Origin of the sequence: Mucilaginibacter sp. NFX135 (genome assembly GCF_048565145.1) — a bacterium.
Taxonomy (GTDB): Bacteria; Bacteroidota; Bacteroidia; order Sphingobacteriales; family Sphingobacteriaceae; genus Mucilaginibacter.
Window position 1 is genome coordinate 4,534,881 of record NZ_CP183412.1, and the last position, 17,497, is coordinate 4,552,377.

17 protein-coding genes are annotated in these 17,497 nt (G+C 41.4%); 3 read left to right on the forward strand and 14 right to left on the reverse strand.

Going from position 1 to position 17,497, the window contains the following annotated elements; all coding sequences use genetic code 11:
- Positions 1-8: 8 nt before the first annotated feature.
- The gene (locus ACNURT_RS18835) at positions 9-1,004 is read right to left on the reverse strand and encodes a hypothetical protein (protein ID WP_419699036.1); all 996 of its coding nucleotides are present in this window, start codon (positions 1,002-1,004) and stop codon (positions 9-11) included.
- 137 nt (positions 1,005-1,141) lie between these two features.
- Between ACNURT_RS18835 and ACNURT_RS18840 the strand changes: the two genes are divergently transcribed.
- Complete coding sequence (locus ACNURT_RS18840) at positions 1,142-2,284, forward strand: DNA cytosine methyltransferase (RefSeq protein WP_419699037.1); 1,143 nt, start codon at positions 1,142-1,144, stop codon at positions 2,282-2,284.
- An 18-nt stretch (positions 2,285-2,302) separates the two neighbouring features.
- Here the strand turns inward: ACNURT_RS18840 and ACNURT_RS18845 are convergent, their stop codons facing one another.
- The 13 genes from ACNURT_RS18845 to ACNURT_RS18905 form a co-directional block, all read right to left on the reverse strand.
- Entirely contained in the window at positions 2,303-2,920 is a 618-nt protein-coding gene (locus ACNURT_RS18845) for a hypothetical protein (protein ID WP_419699038.1), read from the reverse strand.
- A gap of 95 nt (positions 2,921-3,015) precedes the next feature.
- Positions 3,016-4,686, reverse strand: coding sequence for a hypothetical protein (locus tag ACNURT_RS18850; protein ID WP_419699039.1), 1,671 nt, complete (start codon positions 4,684-4,686; stop codon positions 3,016-3,018).
- 4 nt (positions 4,687-4,690) lie between these two features.
- Positions 4,691-5,110, reverse strand: coding sequence for a very short patch repair endonuclease (locus tag ACNURT_RS18855; protein ID WP_419699040.1), 420 nt, complete (start codon positions 5,108-5,110; stop codon positions 4,691-4,693).
- A complete protein-coding gene (locus ACNURT_RS18860) occupies positions 5,107-6,261 on the reverse strand; it encodes a DNA cytosine methyltransferase (RefSeq protein ID WP_419699041.1) in 1,155 nt (384 codons plus the stop codon). The genes ACNURT_RS18855 and ACNURT_RS18860 overlap by 4 nt, the downstream gene beginning before the upstream one ends.
- Entirely contained in the window at positions 6,245-7,981 is a 1,737-nt protein-coding gene (locus tag ACNURT_RS18865) for a hypothetical protein (protein ID WP_419699042.1), read from the reverse strand. Before ACNURT_RS18865 ends, ACNURT_RS18860 begins: the two co-directional genes overlap by 17 nt.
- A 553-nt stretch (positions 7,982-8,534) precedes the next feature.
- On the reverse strand, positions 8,535-11,180 hold the full coding sequence (locus tag ACNURT_RS18870; RefSeq protein ID WP_419699043.1) for a sensor histidine kinase: 2,646 nt from the start codon (positions 11,178-11,180) through the stop codon (positions 8,535-8,537).
- A gap of 262 nt (positions 11,181-11,442) precedes the next feature.
- Positions 11,443-11,988, reverse strand: a complete 546-nt coding sequence (locus ACNURT_RS18875) for a hypothetical protein (protein WP_419699044.1) — start codon at positions 11,986-11,988, stop codon at positions 11,443-11,445.
- A gap of 53 nt (positions 11,989-12,041) precedes the next feature.
- Complete coding sequence (locus ACNURT_RS18880; RefSeq protein ID WP_419699045.1) at positions 12,042-13,043, reverse strand: DUF932 domain-containing protein; 1,002 nt, start codon at positions 13,041-13,043, stop codon at positions 12,042-12,044.
- A gap of 1 nt (position 13,044) precedes the next feature.
- Positions 13,045-13,212 carry a hypothetical protein gene (locus ACNURT_RS18885; RefSeq protein ID WP_419699046.1) on the reverse strand — a complete coding sequence of 56 codons (168 nt, stop codon included), beginning with the start codon at positions 13,210-13,212 and terminating at the stop codon, positions 13,045-13,047.
- A 3-nt stretch (positions 13,213-13,215) separates the two neighbouring features.
- Positions 13,216-13,344 (reverse strand): hypothetical protein, encoded by a 129-nt coding sequence (locus ACNURT_RS18890; protein ID WP_419699047.1) that lies wholly within the window; start codon positions 13,342-13,344, stop codon positions 13,216-13,218.
- A gap of 74 nt (positions 13,345-13,418) precedes the next feature.
- Entirely contained in the window at positions 13,419-13,994 is a 576-nt protein-coding gene (locus ACNURT_RS18895) for a hypothetical protein (RefSeq protein WP_419699048.1), read from the reverse strand.
- Between the two features lie 474 nt (positions 13,995-14,468).
- Complete coding sequence (locus tag ACNURT_RS18900) at positions 14,469-14,891, reverse strand: hypothetical protein (RefSeq protein ID WP_419699049.1); 423 nt, start codon at positions 14,889-14,891, stop codon at positions 14,469-14,471.
- Positions 14,891-15,487 carry a UPF0758 domain-containing protein gene (locus tag ACNURT_RS18905; RefSeq protein WP_419699050.1) on the reverse strand — a complete coding sequence of 199 codons (597 nt, stop codon included), beginning with the start codon at positions 15,485-15,487 and terminating at the stop codon, positions 14,891-14,893. The genes ACNURT_RS18900 and ACNURT_RS18905 overlap by 1 nt, the downstream gene beginning before the upstream one ends.
- Before the next feature lie 102 nt (positions 15,488-15,589).
- Between ACNURT_RS18905 and ACNURT_RS18910 the strand changes: the two genes are divergently transcribed.
- Positions 15,590-16,015 carry a hypothetical protein gene (locus ACNURT_RS18910; protein ID WP_419699051.1) on the forward strand — a complete coding sequence of 142 codons (426 nt, stop codon included), beginning with the start codon at positions 15,590-15,592 and terminating at the stop codon, positions 16,013-16,015.
- 289 nt (positions 16,016-16,304) lie between these two features.
- Positions 16,305-17,387 carry an acyltransferase family protein gene (locus ACNURT_RS18915; protein WP_419699052.1) on the forward strand — a complete coding sequence of 361 codons (1,083 nt, stop codon included), beginning with the start codon at positions 16,305-16,307 and terminating at the stop codon, positions 17,385-17,387.
- Positions 17,388-17,497 lie beyond the last annotated feature (110 nt).

Here is a 17,497-nt window from a genome sequence, read left to right on the forward strand (position 1 = left end):
TATATAAGTCAAAGAAACAAGCTATCAGATGGCTTCCAGATTATAGCAAGTTCATCTGCCATTTTCAACCATTCACTAATTCTTTTTTCTGGTGGTACAGATTTACCCCAATACTCTATAAATAATTTATCTTCCAAGCTCAACGCAGCTTCTCTCATTTCTCTTTCAATGTCCTTCAGCGCACGTGCGAGGTAGTTACCCCCACGCTCCTCATTGCCTCTTAAAGCCACGCTGCCTGCGCTAAACAAATCTCTTGTCTGCGAACAAAGTACGCCATGATAAGTAAGTAGATAAATAGCCACATCATCATATTTTCCTTTTGACCTGGATGGTTTTACAATTTGCGGGCAGAGTAATGAGGCTTCAGCGCGAAGTTTACGCTTTTCCTCCTGCGACAATTTCATATACAACTTAACCTGTAAAGGAAGGGAATGAGGCGTATCCGCAGAGTCTTCCAGCCACCATAATCGTTCACCCTCCTTTAACCTTTCCCTGGCATATTTCCTGATGTAAACCATTTTTTCGATGATCGGCAATTGAAGGAACTCCTCGTAAGATATTCCCATAATTGCGAAAAGAGAACGTTTGGGATTGATTTCTACCTCAAATCTGGGGAGATGTGAGGTTCTTACATGGATCACGCTGTCTTCATATTTTCCCCAGGCCACCTCCGGGGTACCGCCCATTTTTCCAAAGAGCAGATAAATATGTTTTACCTCATTGCTCCTTGTACTTTCAAATACACTATTCGCCACACTCCGCCAGGTGTTATTTGCAGTGTATTTTACCTCGATGCCAAATTCATTAAGGACTATATCCGGAAAAATATAAGGATGGGGGTCAAAATCCACCTTCATTTCTGTTTTGGCTAGTAAGCTTTTCAACTCCTCACGTACACGCAATTCAAAATCAGCGGATTTAGCGTAGATACCTTTGACTTGGCATTCGTCAGTTAGATTTCGGCAGACAGTAGTCAAGATTGCTTCAAATTCTATAATGGTCATTGCGGGTAAGGCCTGTTGAAATATTTGGCTAATATAATTTATTATTATTTCTAAGCAATTGGCATTTGGCCTAACTTGTGGAAAATTAAGTAGCGCAAATTGCGCATAATATGTTACCTATCCCTTATTTTTGTTAAGTGAAGAACTACAGTAAATCATCAGGAAGAATAGTACTTGAGGTTAACCCTGACCTCAAACTTAAGCTTTACGATGCTTTGTCGCAGTCCGGTGAAACCTTAAAAGATTGGTTCGTGAAAGAAGCCTCCAGATATACAGAAGAATTAATTGAAGTTGATCTACAGCCAGAACCGCTGTCAGGCAACTTAATAACGTTAAAGGCAACACAAAAACCCGCAACGGAAACTTATAAGGTCGTATCCTTATTTTCCGGGTGCGGCGGCTTAGATCTTGGCTTTAAAGGAGGTTTTGAGATATTCGGACAGAAATATTCTAAAAATAAATTTGAGATTATTTGGGCCAATGACCTGAATAAAGCCGCCTGCACCACATATTCAAAAAATGTGGGGCAAGAAATACAATGCGGTGATATCTGGAATCTAATAGACACCTTGCCACAAACAGCGGATGTGGTAATTGGCGGTTTTCCTTGCCAAGATATTTCGGTAAACGGCAAACGAGCGGGTGCCAACGGCGCACGTAGTGGGTTGTACAAGGCGATGGTTGAGACAATTGATCGATTAAAGCCAAAAGTTTTTGTAGCGGAAAACGTAAAAGGGCTTTTGATGAAATACAATGAAGAATCTTTAAAACAAGTTTTGAGAGATTTCAAGAAATTGGGGTATGAAATTAATTATCAGCTTTATAATGCTGCCGATTATGGTGTACCTCAAACAAGAGAGCGAGTATTTATCGTTGGAACACGTAAAGACGTGAAAAAATTTGTACCTCCTAATACTATACGTAGTGCTGCAAATTGGATGACAGCTAAAGAAGCAATCGCAGATTTAGAAAAAGAACCAAAAAATATAAACAACAACCATGTTTGGAGTTTGGCAAATATTAGCGGCGAACAGGGTAACAGGCGTTTAAAAGCAGAGCGCCCTGGATATACGATGAGAGCGGAATGTCACGGCAATATACAATTTCATTACTCAGAACCCCGAAGAATATCTATGAGGGAAGCGGCTCGGTTTCAAAGTTTTCCGGATGAATTTATATTTGAAGGGGGATTAAGAGAAACAGAGCGTCAGGTGGGGAATGCCGTTCCACCTATCTTGGGTTGGCATATTTCTCAAGCTGTGAGCAAATGTCTTGAATAGCTCCATACATTACTAATATTATTCAACTGAATCAAATAATGTAAGTTGATCCCAGTTACTATTTCCTTTTCGCTTGCGGTAATGCGGATATGGAACGTTGATCGTACACCATACGGTATTGTGTATAATAAATATCATTGTTAATTTATTTCCACGCCTCCAATCGCGCACAACAATAAAAGCAAACACATCGGGCTGGATGACAGTCCATTTTTTAGGTAGGAAATTTCCGCGATAAGTTAACATAAACACATCTGCCGGACGCATCTCATCAATATTGTAAGGAAAGATGCCGGTACACTTAAACTCCCTCAATGGCATCCGGAAATTATATTTCTTCATATATAAACCGAGTGCATTTTTTTCAATGACCTTATTGATCCTTTCATATTCGGGTTGAATATACCTACGTCCATCCTTTCCATCAACGAATGAATTGGTAATTCTTTCCCTCAATTTTGATGACCTTTGCCGTGCTCTATAAACGTTGCCTGATTCTTTTTTTATTAACAAAACGGGATTCAACGATATTTCTACTAATATATTCAAGAAATATTCTTCGTCAATGGAAAATGACTGGTTACATTTTGCGCAGGAATTTACAGTATACAGGTTATCAGGGAAGGGCTTTTCCAATAGACATTTTGAAGGCACATGATCCCTTGTCGTAGATAACTTTCCGCAAAACACACAATAATTATTACCGAAAACAACCATATATACAAATTACATTAAAACTGTAGTTCAAACTTTTGATGATAGACTGTATATGAAGGCATTTCGGGATATCCCTCTTCTTTTATCCGGTTGGACGGAAGCCCCATTTTTATCTGTTGGTAAAGCTCTTTTATCGGGTCGTCCAATTTTACCTTATAAAAATCATAGCTTTCAATTAATTGAAACATGGTAGCCCAGGCCGCCCGCTCATCTGGCTCTATTCCTGTAAAGTGAACCTGATTCCGGGTCACAACGAACAGATATACGTTTTCGAATTCGCGCACGTCGTCATTCAGGTTGAATTTTAATTTGGTCATGATCTGGGTTTTGGAATAAGACCCTGTCCATTTCTCCATTTTATCTATCCATTCTGTTGCTTTAGGATATAAATTGCTTATTCTGCTTCTTCGCTCTTGCAGGGAGGCAAAGAACATATCTTGCCATTTTAATTGAAAAAGTCCCAACGACCTTGTTTTCTTATCGAAAATAGCTCCGTCAATATCCGTATGTAATCCAGGCAATTTGATTTCTATCTCTTCTGTTGTTGTTAGAAACCGGTTTCCTTTAAAAAAGCGGTAGATGTCATTACGGAAACGTGCTTCGCGCCTGTTGACGGCATTAAAATAGTCTTTCTCATACCGTCGCTTCAATTCTCTTTTCAAGAAATCAATACCACCTTCCCAAGCACCAAAGAATGTTCTTGTCAATTGGTTGTAACCTGTTCTTACATAAGGTGCTAAAATATTACCGCTTAAAGACTCGTGAAAAGTTACATTGGCAGTATCCAAGGTCAAACAGCTAAATACCTGGCTGACTTCCGGTAATGGTATATTTAGATACCGTGAAAAATCCTGCAATGTTTTATCCTCGTAAAAGCTGTAAGGAAGTATATTAAAAAAATCCACCTTTGCATTTCTCTTGACCGCGAGCTTGCAATATTCAATATGTTTCAAAGCAACACCGTTCACTTCTTCAACAACTTTAAGATAAAGACTATATGGTACGCCACCGAACAGATCATCGCCTCCAAAATCTTCAAAGACGAGGTTATTTGACAAGTAAAAATATCCTAACCGGGAATAGTAGCGGTCAATATCAGGTGTGGTTTCATACTGTATAAATGTATCGTCAACAACTTGAAGTGTCGTTAACATCTGCTTTTCTATGGCTTTGAATTTAGCAGTATGACGTTGGTAAGCGTTCTGGTTGTTTTTCTTTATCTGACTATTCACATAATCTATGCTTTCCCTGTCGTAATGCTCTTTTTCAATAATCCCGTGAAGAGGATTTACCTTAAATTTATATTCTTCAACTTCAATTATTTCAACAAGGCCAGCTTTCTCAGCGGTTACCCAGCGATCTGCCAACTCAAGGTTTCCCGTTTCTTGTAACAGATTAAGTGCCCAAATTTTACCTTCCAACTTTGATGCAAAAGTAAGTGGCTGCTGGTTGGCGGGCAGGTGCTTTAAATAAAATGAAAATGGTCTTACCCAACCCATGCGGACACTTTCAAATAACTTCTGTTCCGCAAAACCATCAGTAGGCGATCCGCCAGCAATATATGCCGTTTCAACTTGGCGAATCACTTCAAGCAGTTCCATGTAAGAGGTTCGCGAGGTCATAACAGACAGCACTTCTTCAAATTCACCATCTATAAGCGACTTTAATTTTTCCGCTGCCGTCATATGACTAAGTACAGATTACCTTGTTAAGCAGTTCACCTAAAAATTCCTGTGACTTGGCTTTGCCTTCAAGCTCGCATTCCCATACTACAAGAACTTTCCAACCGTCAGCAGTCAAGCGTTCTTGGTTAATCGCGTCCCGTTTGACGTTTTTTAATAGCTTGTCCTCCCAAAATATTGTATTCGTTTTGGGAATCTTGCCCTCCCTGCAATGATGGTAATGCCAAAAACATCCATGAACAAAAATCACGGTTTTATATTTCGGTAAAACGATATCCGGTTTTCCTGGAAGGTCTTTTCTGTTTATTCTAAAACGCAAGCCTTGACTGTGAAGGTAAGAACGTAGTTGAATCTCCGGTTTTGTATTTTTTGACCGGATTTTAGACATGACAGCGCTACGCTTTTCTTTCGACCAAATGTCCGTCATTTTAAAGCCAAATAGTTTTCTATGGTTCTCCTTATTTCTTTTGCAATCAATTCTGCTTTCTTAGTAGGCACTCCATTACTTATCAGCTTAAATTTATCTGTCAAGCTAATTTCTGGCGGAAGCACATACTGATCCGGCACACTCTGAATGCGCAGGGCTTCCCGGACTGATAACCGCCGGGCTTCAGTCGGGTGCAAATGCACTTCGTTATTGCCGTAGGCCACAGTAGGGCTGTACCGGTAACGGTGCAATCTTTTAAATGACTTCCTTGTTGTATCGCCCTCGCCAATCCGTAAAAACTTATCAGAATAAGGATTAAAATGTTCATTTTGGTTAGCTACTGACGAATCAAGACCTTCAAATGCGCTACTAATAAACAATGGTCTATATTTTGCTGGAATTGCATTTACCTCATCTTCATTCACCCCTGAACCAAACTCCCAAAGTTTCGGCCATTTTATTCTTTTAGCATTTTGGAATTTTTTATCTGGCCATTTAAAAACCAGTTCATTATGATGGCCTTCAAAGGGTTCGCTAATGAATTTATAACCATTATCTATCAATTTTTGCACTACATCTTTTCTGAACCCTACTAGTGCAAGCCGTGCCCTGTCTTGGGGAATACCATAATCCATGGCATTGATAATCTCATACCATAATGTATAATCTTTCTCCAACTCGTTCTTTAAATTAAAGAACTCGTTTTGATGTGTCTTTGTCCGGTACAATCCGGCAACATTTTCAAAAAATATAAATAAGGGGTTTATCTGTTTTACAATATCCCGGTAAGTATAAATAAGCTTACCACGTTTTCCTTCTGTCCCTAAATTCTTGCCTCCTACACTGAAATCCTGGCATGGTGGCCCACCTATTATTCCTGCAACTTCGCGAAAATCTGCTACTAGCTTATTTTGTACGGCCGGATCAGTTGCATCCAAAGGCCCGGAAATATCTACATGGCTGATGATCCCATCCTTGTAAACTTCTTTTTGAGATCTTTTTACATAAGCTTTTACGCCATGGTTATAGGAATTTACAAATGCCTCGTGAAATTCTACGGCAGCATTTACTTGAAATCCTTGGTTCATAAAACCCAGATCAAGAAAGCCTCCGCCTGAAAACAGGGATATAATATCAATTTTGCTCTTCAAGATCCGTTCTGATTAAAATTCCATTTACTATTTTTAAAACCGCCTTTTTTTCAAATACAGTTACACCGGCTTTTAACTGCTCAATAGAAAGCGGGTTACGCGCGTGAACATTGCCCTCGTCCATAAAGGTGTATTGTGTTTCGTCTCCCTCAACTTTAAAATAAGGATTCGAAACCGGCTTCTGCTCATTGAAAAGAACGTTATAACTAAATTTATCTTTCGCTATAAACTTTTTATCACCAAAAAAATACTTGAAAGCCAGTTTATAACCGCCGTCCTCTTCATGTGATAATTCATATTCCGTTGCTTGATTGGTAATAATTAATATATTGGGGCATAATGACAGTAACGAAATGAACTGACTTGGGATCATTTTCATCAGATCGTCCTTGACGAAACAGATGATCCCATCTTTTGCCCATAAATTAACATTCTCTACCTCTACTAAACTGCCAGTATCCCCCCAGTAAATACATTTCAACTTTACGATTGATATCTGTTCCTTATAATTATCTATCAGGTTTAAGTCTACCCGTCCTTTGTTGTTTAAGTAATTGTTATAAACCGAGTCGAAAAAACGTCCTTTCAGGCGGCCAACGCGCTGCAACCCAAAATCAATTATTTCAGGCTCTCTAACAACAAAATGCGTTCTTGAAAATTTCACGGCTTCATTTACGAGGGATAACAGCTCTTGATTTTGTTGCGTTATTAACGGCACTATACCTGAAAAAAAAGTAACCAAATCCCTATAGTAACTTTCAATGTTTTTGGGGAGCAGGTTAAAGATATCACTTCTGGGTTCCTTCTTTAAATCCAAAAAACATTTCCCTTCATCATTAAACATGCATAAGTCCAAGACCAGCAAGTCCGCAAACTCGGCCTCCGGCGTTGAAACATCGATGTCTATACGTTTAAATGTTCCATCAGCCAACTTGAAATTTTGGATCAGTATTGTTTTAACTTCATCCTCCACCCTGATTTTGAATTTAGAGCCGCCTACTTGAAGTTCCTCAACTCTCAGTTTTAACAACTCGCCGATTTTAGCCTTACGTGTATTGTTGTTCCTTATCAGCGTATCGCATAGTTGCCCCATCAGAATAAAATGTTCTCCGTTAGCTGATTTCCAGATATCACCGGGGGCTAAAGGCTGATGTTTTGTATTTACGCTAAAATCAAAAAGTTCGAAAGAGTTCAACTCTTTTAATTCATTCGTAATTTCACCCAATTGCGCACTGTCTTCCAAAAATTCAGTGTCGAAAAAGTTAGTTATGCCCGCGATAAATTTGATATCCTCAACTTCCAGAGCATCGAATTGCTGGTTCTCCGCAAGATCAAACCAATATTTAATTGCCTCGTAGCCGGGAATACCTTCGTTAAGAGCCTCCTTGATAATGTATTTAATATTTTTTTGATTCCGTAAAACGAGGTTTAAAGCATTGGTAGCGCTTAGTTGCCTTCTGTTCATTATCTTATTAAATACTTGAGCATAACTTGCCCTGGCAATGGCTTTAACCATTTTATCATCTTTTTCAGGGTCGGTTTTACCAATTTCCTGTAAAAAATATTCCTCGAATTTATTGGGGATAATTTCAACCGGCGAGCTTGTGTAAAGGCAGCAAATTATTTTTTTATCCGATTTTTTGTTCTTAGGGATAATTTCATCGGCAATGAAAACCTTCCCTTCCTCGCCTGCGCCTCCCGTGCCTAATTGTTTATCCACGATTGCCAGGCAAAATTCACTGCCTGTCTGCAGGCAGGTTTCATCTATTTCTAAAAAGAAATCATCAACCGCGTGTGCCGGCGGATCGGTTGTATAAAATAATATCTCACTTTCATTTACTTCGTGAACCTCTTTTATAATTTCATTATAGCCGGCCTCTTCGATGCTGTAAATGCCATGCTTCAGCAGCGCCGATTTCAATACATTCGAGTCGTCCAATGCTAGCGCATCGCCTAAACATGTTATAACCCCGTCCACATTTAAATCAGTCAACCCGCAGTCTTTGTTGATATAGTGTTTGAAAAAGTTCTCTGCGCCTTTGCTTTCGATATCCGGTTTCCTGGCTGACTTCTCAAAAGCCACGTAAAATCCTTCAAGCTGGCCGGCGCACTCGACGTGCCCCAGTTTTTTAATCGCTGAATAAATTTTATCCCGGTTGCACTTTTTCAGGGAAAATTTGCCAAGGATAATTTCCGGATCGGTCTCGTATTGCAGCGCGTTTTCGATAATAACGACGGTAAAGGCCTTCAAACCCTGCATTAGTTGGGGAAGCTTACTCATCATCCTCCCCTGTATTATTTTTCATCCTTATTTCAAAAATGTACCGGTTTCCGTGCACATTCAGGGCATCCAGAAGCTCGATCTCCCCACCGAAGGACTTGAGGAACTGACGGACAATATAAAGGCCCATGCCACGGCCATTTTCCTTGCCGGATTCCATTTCGTTAAACAGGGTGTGTTGATATTTTTCCAAAACGCCCGTACCCGTGTCAAAATATTGTACCGTATTGGCGTTGACCGTCCTGACCTTAATGCAATCCTTTTCAGCAGTGGCATAGGTTGAATTTGTTTTAGCCAGGTTTTGACGGCGGTCTATCCAATAAATGGAGTTATCAATCAAATTATAGAACACGTGCATCAACGACCCTTTTGGTACCTCCCAAAGATTTGAAACCGATAAGACGTCAATATCAATCTTATGTTTGACGAGCCGGAATTTAAACCTGTCAAAAATACCTTTCAATTCATCGGCAAGGTTTACTGGGACAAAATCTTCGCTGTTGCCTTTGTAAATAAAGGTCCGCTCAAGAAAAGAGTAGAATTTATTTAGATCCCCCATCCTTGAATACAGGTGCTTGAACTTTTTTTGAACCGGGATCAAATGATCGTTATTCAAGTCATATAACCCATTGTCAAGCAAATGTTGTTGCAATGCCTTAAAATGCTCATCGAATGTATTTTCCTCGTCTTCCGAGTAGGTTAATAGTGAATGCAACTCATGGGTGATTACTTCGGTCACTAACCCGTTCGCCATCAATTTGTAATTGTTGTAAGCTTCCGTTTTAATCCGAATTTGTTGCTGCCTCGCAACCTCCAACAAAGTATTGGCACTCAGGAAAGAGCGGTTGGTATCCTCTATGTTCTGTTCAAAGTTGAGCGCTATCGGCTCCAGTTCCGAAAAGACCTTTTGAACGGCGCTAATTTTGCTATCGCTGTCAAGGCCAATATTACCCTTGATCGCATTGATCGCCGCCTTGATCGCCTGCATATTCCTTTTAGCGGCCTCGACAATTAATCTTGATTTATTTACCTCGTCTTCTATCTCATCGGTATTATTTTCAGGGATAAGCTTTTCATTTTCAAGAATGAATTTAGTTATCTCGACGGCTCTTTTATTAAACCCGGGGGAGAATATTTCTATGATTTCACTTAAGGAAACTTGTAGCGAGTGCACATACACATTGTCATTTAAATCCTCGCGGGAACTCGTTTCATAAATGTATTGTTGCTTTTTATCATTGATTTTTATAAAGCCGATGACATTCCCCAACTCAAAACGGTAAAATTGCTGACCTGTCGTCCTTTTTTGCTGAAGTTTAAGCCAGTCATTATCCTTATTTCCAATTGTACCAATACGAAACGAATTCCGGTAAAGCTTTATACCGTTATTAGTGGACAAAAAAGAGCTGAAGTCAGTCTTAATCCCTTCGGAATTCTTATCAATAACCTGATTATCTATTGCTGAGGCGATAGCCATTGAGATGAGTGATTTATCCCTTTTGAATGAATAAATCCTTCCCTCTATTGGCGAAAGCTTTAACATCGCCTCTACAAACTCATCGGAAAGGTTGTTATTGTGTTTTTTGTTCCACTTATCAAACACGCTTGACAGGGTAAACACCTCCTTAAGGCTTTTATTATAGTAATCATGATACTTTTCCATTAATGACGAGTAGTATTCGTGCGGTCTCTTCCAATCCTGGTATAACACTTTGCCTAATTCGGCAAAATGTATCCTTTCCAAAAACCACGGCCGGATTTTCATGGTCAAGGTAATTTCAAGATCAACGGGCTTGTCTCCATCGTACAAAACCTTGGACTGCAAGACGTGAACGGATTCCGCAATGTCTATAGCTTTTTGATTGAACTCGAATATGATTTGCCGGTTGTTATAGGAAAGGTTTAACGCCAGCAAACTTTTGTTATCTTCGAATGGGGAGTAAAGAAATCCGAGAGCCGCGTGCAACTCGTCATTTACAAATAGCTTTTTGCCGAGATTATTTACCGGGTTGTTAAATATATCGTAATCGTGTATCTCCTTCTCATCGAAAAATTTGTTAAATATTAAAGGACGGCTTGCGTTACCCAGCAACCATAACCTGGTGTAGGAATTCTTCAACTCCGTTGGTATCGTAAACTCCGGGGCATCGGCCTCTTTTGATTTGAAAAAGTCTTCCCATTCAACTTGCACGACATTAATGTCTGCTTTGCCCCCAACCTTTGTCTCGACTAAAAGAACGGGACTGATCCGTTGGGCCGCAAGCCTTCCAATTCCCTTGTCGCCTAAAATGATCGGATCATTTTCACCAGCGCTAATTTTTTCGTCGACTTTTAAAGTACTGCCGACTTCAAAAAAACCCTTGGTCAGGTTTTCGTAGTCCATGCCTTTCCCATTATCCTCAAGGATGATAATCCCAAACGGCTTGATATCGTTTAGAATATCCAACACTTTTTGCGGTATGGGTTGTAAGCCCTTTGTGTTGATAAGCAGGCTTATTGACGATATGAATTGAATATTGACAACCGTAGCCTTTGCATCGTAGGAGTTTTTTATTAATTCGGTTATAGCTACTTCGTCGGAGGTTATTAATTCATAACCCAAATGCTTTATAATACGCGAATTATAGCTAAATTTCATTTTCAGGTGTTAGGTAGGACAATATAAATGGTATTTTAAATTACTGAAAAATTAAATAAAAAATAAAAATACAATTTTATATTGCTACCGTAAAATATTGTCCGTGTAATTGAGGAATTAACAAACACTTTATATCCAAGCAAGATTAGTTTGCATATGATAAGAGAAAGTAAATGATTTTTATAAGGATGGAAATGACTTTGCGCCCCGCAAGGGGCCGCCCGGAATTTTGGGCGGCTTTGCAGGTTGCTTTAAATGTAATTTAAAGTTCGACTATCAAGCCATCCTGACAGTCGGCGGCTTCGGCCTCCGCCTGTGGCCTGTTATCAAACACTAAATTATTACCGTCCGCATCGGTACAAATGGCTGCATATTCAGCCCCGCCGTGCATTTCCAGCACCAAATATTGCTGATCGGTTGGGCTGGCCTGTTTTTCAGGTAAATAAAACAATTGGATGGCTCGGGCGAAACGTTGCGACTTTGCGTGTTGTAAACCATATTGCTCTAAACAATGGTTGGTAAAGATAGCCGCATAGCCGCCAAAAAGCTGTTCGGAAAACACATTGCTCCTTTTTGCCAATGACTTGCCATAACGTTTAGCGGTTACCCCAACTTGCTCGGACAGGCTTAACCATTGGTGGAAACTTAAAAACGGGTTGTTCCAGTTGGCTATTAATTCGTCTTTGTCCCTGCTGATCCTTTCAGCCATGCTTTGGGTATATTCCAAAAAATCGGGTATCTCGTTTTTAAACCGGTCAAACATGACTTTGGCTTTATCTACGTTGGTTAACTGATCTATCGTTTTCATGATGTTTTAATTTGGTGGTGAAACATAAAGGGGCATTGCTGCCCCTCTGTTAATTAATTTAAAATACTGTTGCCATGCTTGGCGAAATCATTGCATAATTCAAAAGCGGTTTGGTTACGCTGTAAACCTGTACCGCCCATGATGGATTTGAACTTGGCCTCGTTGTCCCGGTAACCTTTTACATTTTGGTAATAGCCCGTTACGCTGTTGTAAAAACCGAATAACGTGCCTTTGGTGGTGGCTTCTTGCTGGCTGGGGCTGGTCAGGGAATAATCTAAAACCGCACTTACGGTGTTGTTAAACTGGCTGCTTAATTCGCTTTCCTTACCCGTTTTCAGCAATTCGTAAGTTTCCTTATTCGGCACCATCGCCAATTGTATCAAGCGTTTGAGTTCGGGGTCGCTGATACGCACCCGTGACCAGCGGTTAAAAATGGCTTCCATTTCGGTGCTTAACTGGTTAGTCAGGCCTAACAGTTTATGTGCACTTTTCAATTTTTCGGCTGCGCTGGCAGTATGCCGTATTTTGATACAATTACTGCAATTCTGCAAAGCCGCATTTAAAGTATTAGCGCAATAAATCCTTACGGGCGTAAAAGCAATGGTCATACTGCCCGTACCATCATGAGTTGAGGTCAGGAACAAATATTGCTCGATCAGGTCGGAACGTCCCACCTTGATGTATTCGGGCAGCTTGGCCGTAATATAGGTTAATGCCCCATAGCCTAAACTTCCCGCACTTTCATAATGCAGACCGCCGTAATTTTCGATAATACTGTCGAAAAAGCCGAACGCATCGACATTTTGCACCATCTCGTAATCACAACCGACCTTATCGCCCAAAATGGCTTCGGTATCGGTGCGGAACGTGAAATAACTGTTATCGGAAATAATGTTATTACCGCTCGGTAAAGCGTGTAAATTCGGGTGCTTCCATACGGTAAAATCCAAACCCGCTTCTTGTATCGCCTCGGCGCTGGTTTTGCATTGGGTAATCGTTTTACCTAAAATCTGCCACACTTTGGGCTTGATGATATTTTGATTTTGTGTTTCCATGTTATACTTTGAGTTTATAGTCCATAAATTTGATCTCGTGAACCTTCACCTTTTTGGTGCTGGTAATTGTGCAGGTTGCCTTGTGCTGTATTTCGGCAATAGCTTCATGCACATTTTTGTGACTGGTCTGTATGGTCGCTTTGACCAGCAGAAATATGGTGTCTTCCATGGCCTATGCTTTATAGAGGTTCATAAATTCCGCCAGTTCCATTTGAAAAACAACGGGGTTGTCGGTCGCCAGTTGTTCGGCGTAACCTTGCCAAAAAATTTGGTTGGTCAAATCAATAAATAGTTCTAACATTGTTGAGCTTTTAGATGGTTCGCCATTTAGCCAAATGGCCTGTGTACACGCCTACACAGGCCATTGCCATTTATTTACAAGGGGATAACGATACTTGCTTCTACCTCGGCCAGTTTATCAATGCACAATTGTTTTACTTCCTGCGCTACGTAGGCGATAATAAAAGGGTTCTTGGTTACAAACTCGTTGCCGTCATCATCGGAGATCACCAGTTCACAACGGGCAAAACGGCTGTCGCTTGCCATATCGTCCTTTTCATCGTTTTGGGTAACGGTGAAACTGTCCAAATTACTGATGGTGTTTTGCAGCTTATTCTTTTGGGCTATCTTCTTACCCAATTGCTCCACCAGTTTTACGGTATTTTCCAACCGCTGCGCCTGTTGTACCGCAAAGCTTTCTTTCAGTTCTTTCTTATTCGACTCGGCTTGCGGCTGTGCCTGCTCCGCATTTGCAGGTTCAGTTTTGACGGGTTCAGCGGGTGTCTGCGGTTTGGCTTCTTCCACTTTTGGTGCATCGGGTTTGGCTTCCTCTTTTTTCGGCTCTTCCTTTTTATCGGTAAACCCGGTGCCCATGGGCAGGCCGTTTACTTTAGCTGCGGTTACCCCATTGTTATTATTTCCCTTATTGCTTTCAACTACTGTCGTTTTCATGATTTCTGATTTTTATTTTTTTTAAAACTTATCTTAAATTCCATTCCTTGTGAGGGTCGGCGGTCTGTGCTGTCCGTCTGCCCGGTGGCGCCCTGCTTTTTGTGTTCCGTGTGTCCATAGCCGTCATGCTTTTCATTACACCGCTCGGCATACGCCTCGCTGGCTTTTTGTAAGCACCCTCACCTGAACACGGCGGGCAGAAGGACAAGACTTTGCGGAAAAAAATATCTCGCCCGCGTAGCGGGCAGGGAAGATTTTTTTCCAGCAAACCGCAGGGCACCGGTCTTGGCATTCGGACCCGCAGTTCAGAAATTTGCTTGCGAAAAAGCCATCGGGGAAAAACCAGGGAAGATTGGAGGAGTTAAACAACAGCGGAAATAGCGGCCGCAGCCCCGCAGGAACGAGGACGCGCGGGCGCTGTTTCCACTACTGCCGTGAAGCGGCGGACGAAAGACGCGGCTGGAACGGCTGGCCTTAGTGACCGGCCAGCAATTCGTCCACGCTTACCTCGCCCGGTTCCTCGGGATGAAGCAGGCCGAGGAGTGACCAATAAACTTGTTCAGTGAGTTGAAGCAGATCGCTTTCATCTTCCGTAGCTAAGGGCTGCGCTAAAGTAGCGGCCAGCGAACCTAAAAGCCCTAATAATTCTGGACCGCTGCACACTTCAGCCGAAGCGTTGACCTGCCAGCGGTACAAAACTGCCGGGCGTGGTAAGGCGGCCACGAGGCGTTCACCGACCGCCACATACAACAGTTGCAGAAATTCATCGAGTTCGGCCGGCGACCAGTACCGGACCGGCCATAGCCCGTGACCCATACTATTCCAGGCCAGCAGCGATGCCCTTAACCGGTCAAATGTCACCGGCAACCGGCGGATCAGCGACAATACGGGCAGCATCAGGCTTTGATCAGTTTTAAAAAATGCAGCGGCTGTTCGCGCACGGCCAGCCGTACCGCCAGCTCCATGGCCGAGATAACCGACAGCGCCCGCGCATGGCCGATCCCCCGGATAGCCATCAGGTCTTCCGCTGTCAGGGCAGCTAACCGTTTGAGATCGTGTCCTGCGACACCCAATACCTGTTCCGCCAGATCGACTGCCGTAACACCCGGCAGCCCGGCGCCGATCAGCATCGCCAGCAGTTCCGCATCGCTCATCGCCTCCCGCCCCTGTTCCATCAATTTTTCCCGCGGCCGGGCTTCCGGTTCCCAGCTTTTGATCCCCTTAACGGCTTCGGGAGCCCCGAACAAGTTTCCCTGGTATTTATCGGGTCCCGCACGGTAAGCCGCCGCGACAAACACAGAATTTAAGGACTCAACAAAACGCTTGATATCGCCTTCAAAAAAGCGCATCGTCTGGGTTTGCCACTCACCCGTGCGGTTCTCCGTGCAGGCCAGCCGTAAATAGGTGCTTTGGTTGACCGCCCGGTTCACGGTTATCTTGTAGTGCCTGTCGTAGTAGGAAAATTTTTCTTCCGCCAAAATGTTTATATTCATAGTAACCTCCTGACTCAAAATTAGATCTATAAAAAAAATTAACCGGAACGCAATCAATTATAAACGAACGGCGTTCGTTTATAGGGACACAACCAACAGAAGATGAAAGAAGTACCGGATCGCCATTGTTTGGCTTGCGGAAAGTTGATCAATTTTGGCCGCGCAGACAGGCGTTACTGCGATGATAGCTGCCGCGCCAGGGCCACCCGGCAGCGGTTAAAGGAAGAAGCAGTCCTGGGTTTTGAGGATATGCACAAAGCCGTCATCCGGGCGCTGAAAAAGAATTATTCCTTACTGAAAAAAGCGATCGGTGACCGGGAAGAATGGATCGTGGATTTCGAAAAATTATACCGGCAGGGCTTTCAGCGAACGCTGCATACCAGCAGCAAAAGGCTACCGAACGGGCGGATTCAGTATTACTGCTTTGAGTTAGGTTGGGAGGAAATGGAGGAAGCGAAGTTTCTGGTGACGGTTGACGCGGCACAGCTGGAGTTCTTCGATGTCACAGACAAAGATTTTTTACTTTAAGCACGATAAAGCGAAACCAACCCGGTACCTTGTTGATTGCTGACCAATTTATCCTGCTGACTTTGACTTTGAAGATATTTGATCATAGTGTGTTCGGCATGGTCAGCTGCGGTACCTGTTTAGTAGACACGGCCGAATCCCCAACTACGCTAAATAGGCCCGGCCCATTTAAAATCGCAACAACCACATGTAACCAAAAATAAAACCACTTGTAACTTTTTTTATGCTATTAGAGGTTTTAAACGTTGCCGAATAATTTCATACTTTAGGTTATGAAATTACTGTTTTAATGAGGTTATCTAAATATTTGAACATATTTTCCGATATCAAAGAAATACCCGAAGTATTAGATCAAAAAATCTACCCATCACTTAATGGACTTCGAGCCATTGCGGTAATCATGGTAGTTATATCGCATATAGCTGGGCATTATAAATTCCTACAACCGACAGTTTTTTTAGGATATTTAGGGGTAAATATTTTCTTTGTTTTAAGTGGCTTTTTGATTACCACACTATGTATAAAGGAACAGATCACAACCAAACAGCTTTCTTTAAAAAACTTTTATATTCGACGAGCTTTAAGAATATTACCTGTAGCTTATCTATATATACTTGTTATTGTTGTTCTAAGTTCGATTTTTAAATTAGGTGTTAGTAAATCTAATATATTTTCATCTGCACTATTTGCCGCTAATTTTACTTACTTCCACAAGCCCCATCTTAACATGGAGTTAGGGCATTTTTGGTCTCTCTCATTGGAAGAACAATTCTATTTGATGTTTCCTTTTCTCTTGAAGAAAAGTTTCAAAGTGTTTATGTCATTTATACTTTTCATCTTAGTTGTCCTACCTATAATTATATACCTACAATCAGTTGATCTATTATACAATAATGGCGTAGCCTATGCCTTACCGTATTATTTAATAAAATTTCAAGCTATTAGTTTAGGTTGTTTGTTTTCTGTGTTATCGTTTAAAGGTTATCTTAATTGGGGCCCATGGCGATTTTTAATATCAGCGATTTCTTTGATTATTATACTTGTTGTTCAAATTAATCACTATCCAACACCAGGGGCGGTTTTTAACAACTTATTTATATCTACAATGACAGGCTTTTTGATAGAGAATAGTATCTATAAGAGCAATGACCCTCTGTTCAAATTCTTCAACATTAGAATCATTGCTCTTATTGGGGTGCTGTCTTACAGCGTTTATATTTGGCAACAATTGTTTTTGTCTCATACCGGCATATTCCCGATAAGTACTTATCCTTATAATTTCTGCTTTTTAATCGTCGTGCCTTGCCTTTCGTATTTTTACTATGAAAAATTCTTTTTGAAGTTAAAAAGCAGGTTTACTAAGAGACGGTAACAAAAATAAATTATACATTCCTCCATAATAAAAAGCCTGCTACGCCATTATATGTAAATGGTATCTTGTGAGTAGACGCAACGCCGCAACGGTTACTGGCGTGGTGCTTG

Bases quoted from the DNA above. Each gene is read 5' to 3' on its own strand.
- ACNURT_RS18855 (WP_419699040.1), bottom strand. From the start codon at position 5,110: ATGACGGACATTTGGTCGAAAGAAAAGCGTAGCGCTGTCATGTCTAAA.
- ACNURT_RS18880 (WP_419699045.1), bottom strand. From the start codon at position 13,043: ATGGAAACACAAAATCAAAATATCATCAAGCCCAAAGTGTGGCAGATT.
- ACNURT_RS18905 (WP_419699050.1), bottom strand. From the start codon at position 15,487: ATGAATATAAACATTTTGGCGGAAGAAAAATTTTCCTACTACGACAGG.
- ACNURT_RS18835 (WP_419699036.1), bottom strand. From the start codon at position 1,004: ATGACCATTATAGAATTTGAAGCAATCTTGACTACTGTCTGCCGAAAT.
- ACNURT_RS18850 (WP_419699039.1), bottom strand. From the start codon at position 4,686: ATGACGGCAGCGGAAAAATTAAAGTCGCTTATAGATGGTGAATTTGAA.
- ACNURT_RS18915 (WP_419699052.1), top strand. From the start codon at position 16,305: ATGAGGTTATCTAAATATTTGAACATATTTTCCGATATCAAAGAAATA.
- ACNURT_RS18910 (WP_419699051.1), top strand. From the start codon at position 15,590: ATGAAAGAAGTACCGGATCGCCATTGTTTGGCTTGCGGAAAGTTGATC.
- ACNURT_RS18895 (WP_419699048.1), bottom strand. From the start codon at position 13,994: ATGAAAACGACAGTAGTTGAAAGCAATAAGGGAAATAATAACAATGGG.
- ACNURT_RS18890 (WP_419699047.1), bottom strand. From the start codon at position 13,344: ATGTTAGAACTATTTATTGATTTGACCAACCAAATTTTTTGGCAAGGT.
- ACNURT_RS18875 (WP_419699044.1), bottom strand. From the start codon at position 11,988: ATGAAAACGATAGATCAGTTAACCAACGTAGATAAAGCCAAAGTCATG.
- ACNURT_RS18900 (WP_419699049.1), bottom strand. From the start codon at position 14,891: ATGCTGCCCGTATTGTCGCTGATCCGCCGGTTGCCGGTGACATTTGAC.
- ACNURT_RS18885 (WP_419699046.1), bottom strand. From the start codon at position 13,212: ATGGAAGACACCATATTTCTGCTGGTCAAAGCGACCATACAGACCAGT.
- ACNURT_RS18870 (WP_419699043.1), bottom strand. From the start codon at position 11,180: ATGAAATTTAGCTATAATTCGCGTATTATAAAGCATTTGGGTTATGAA.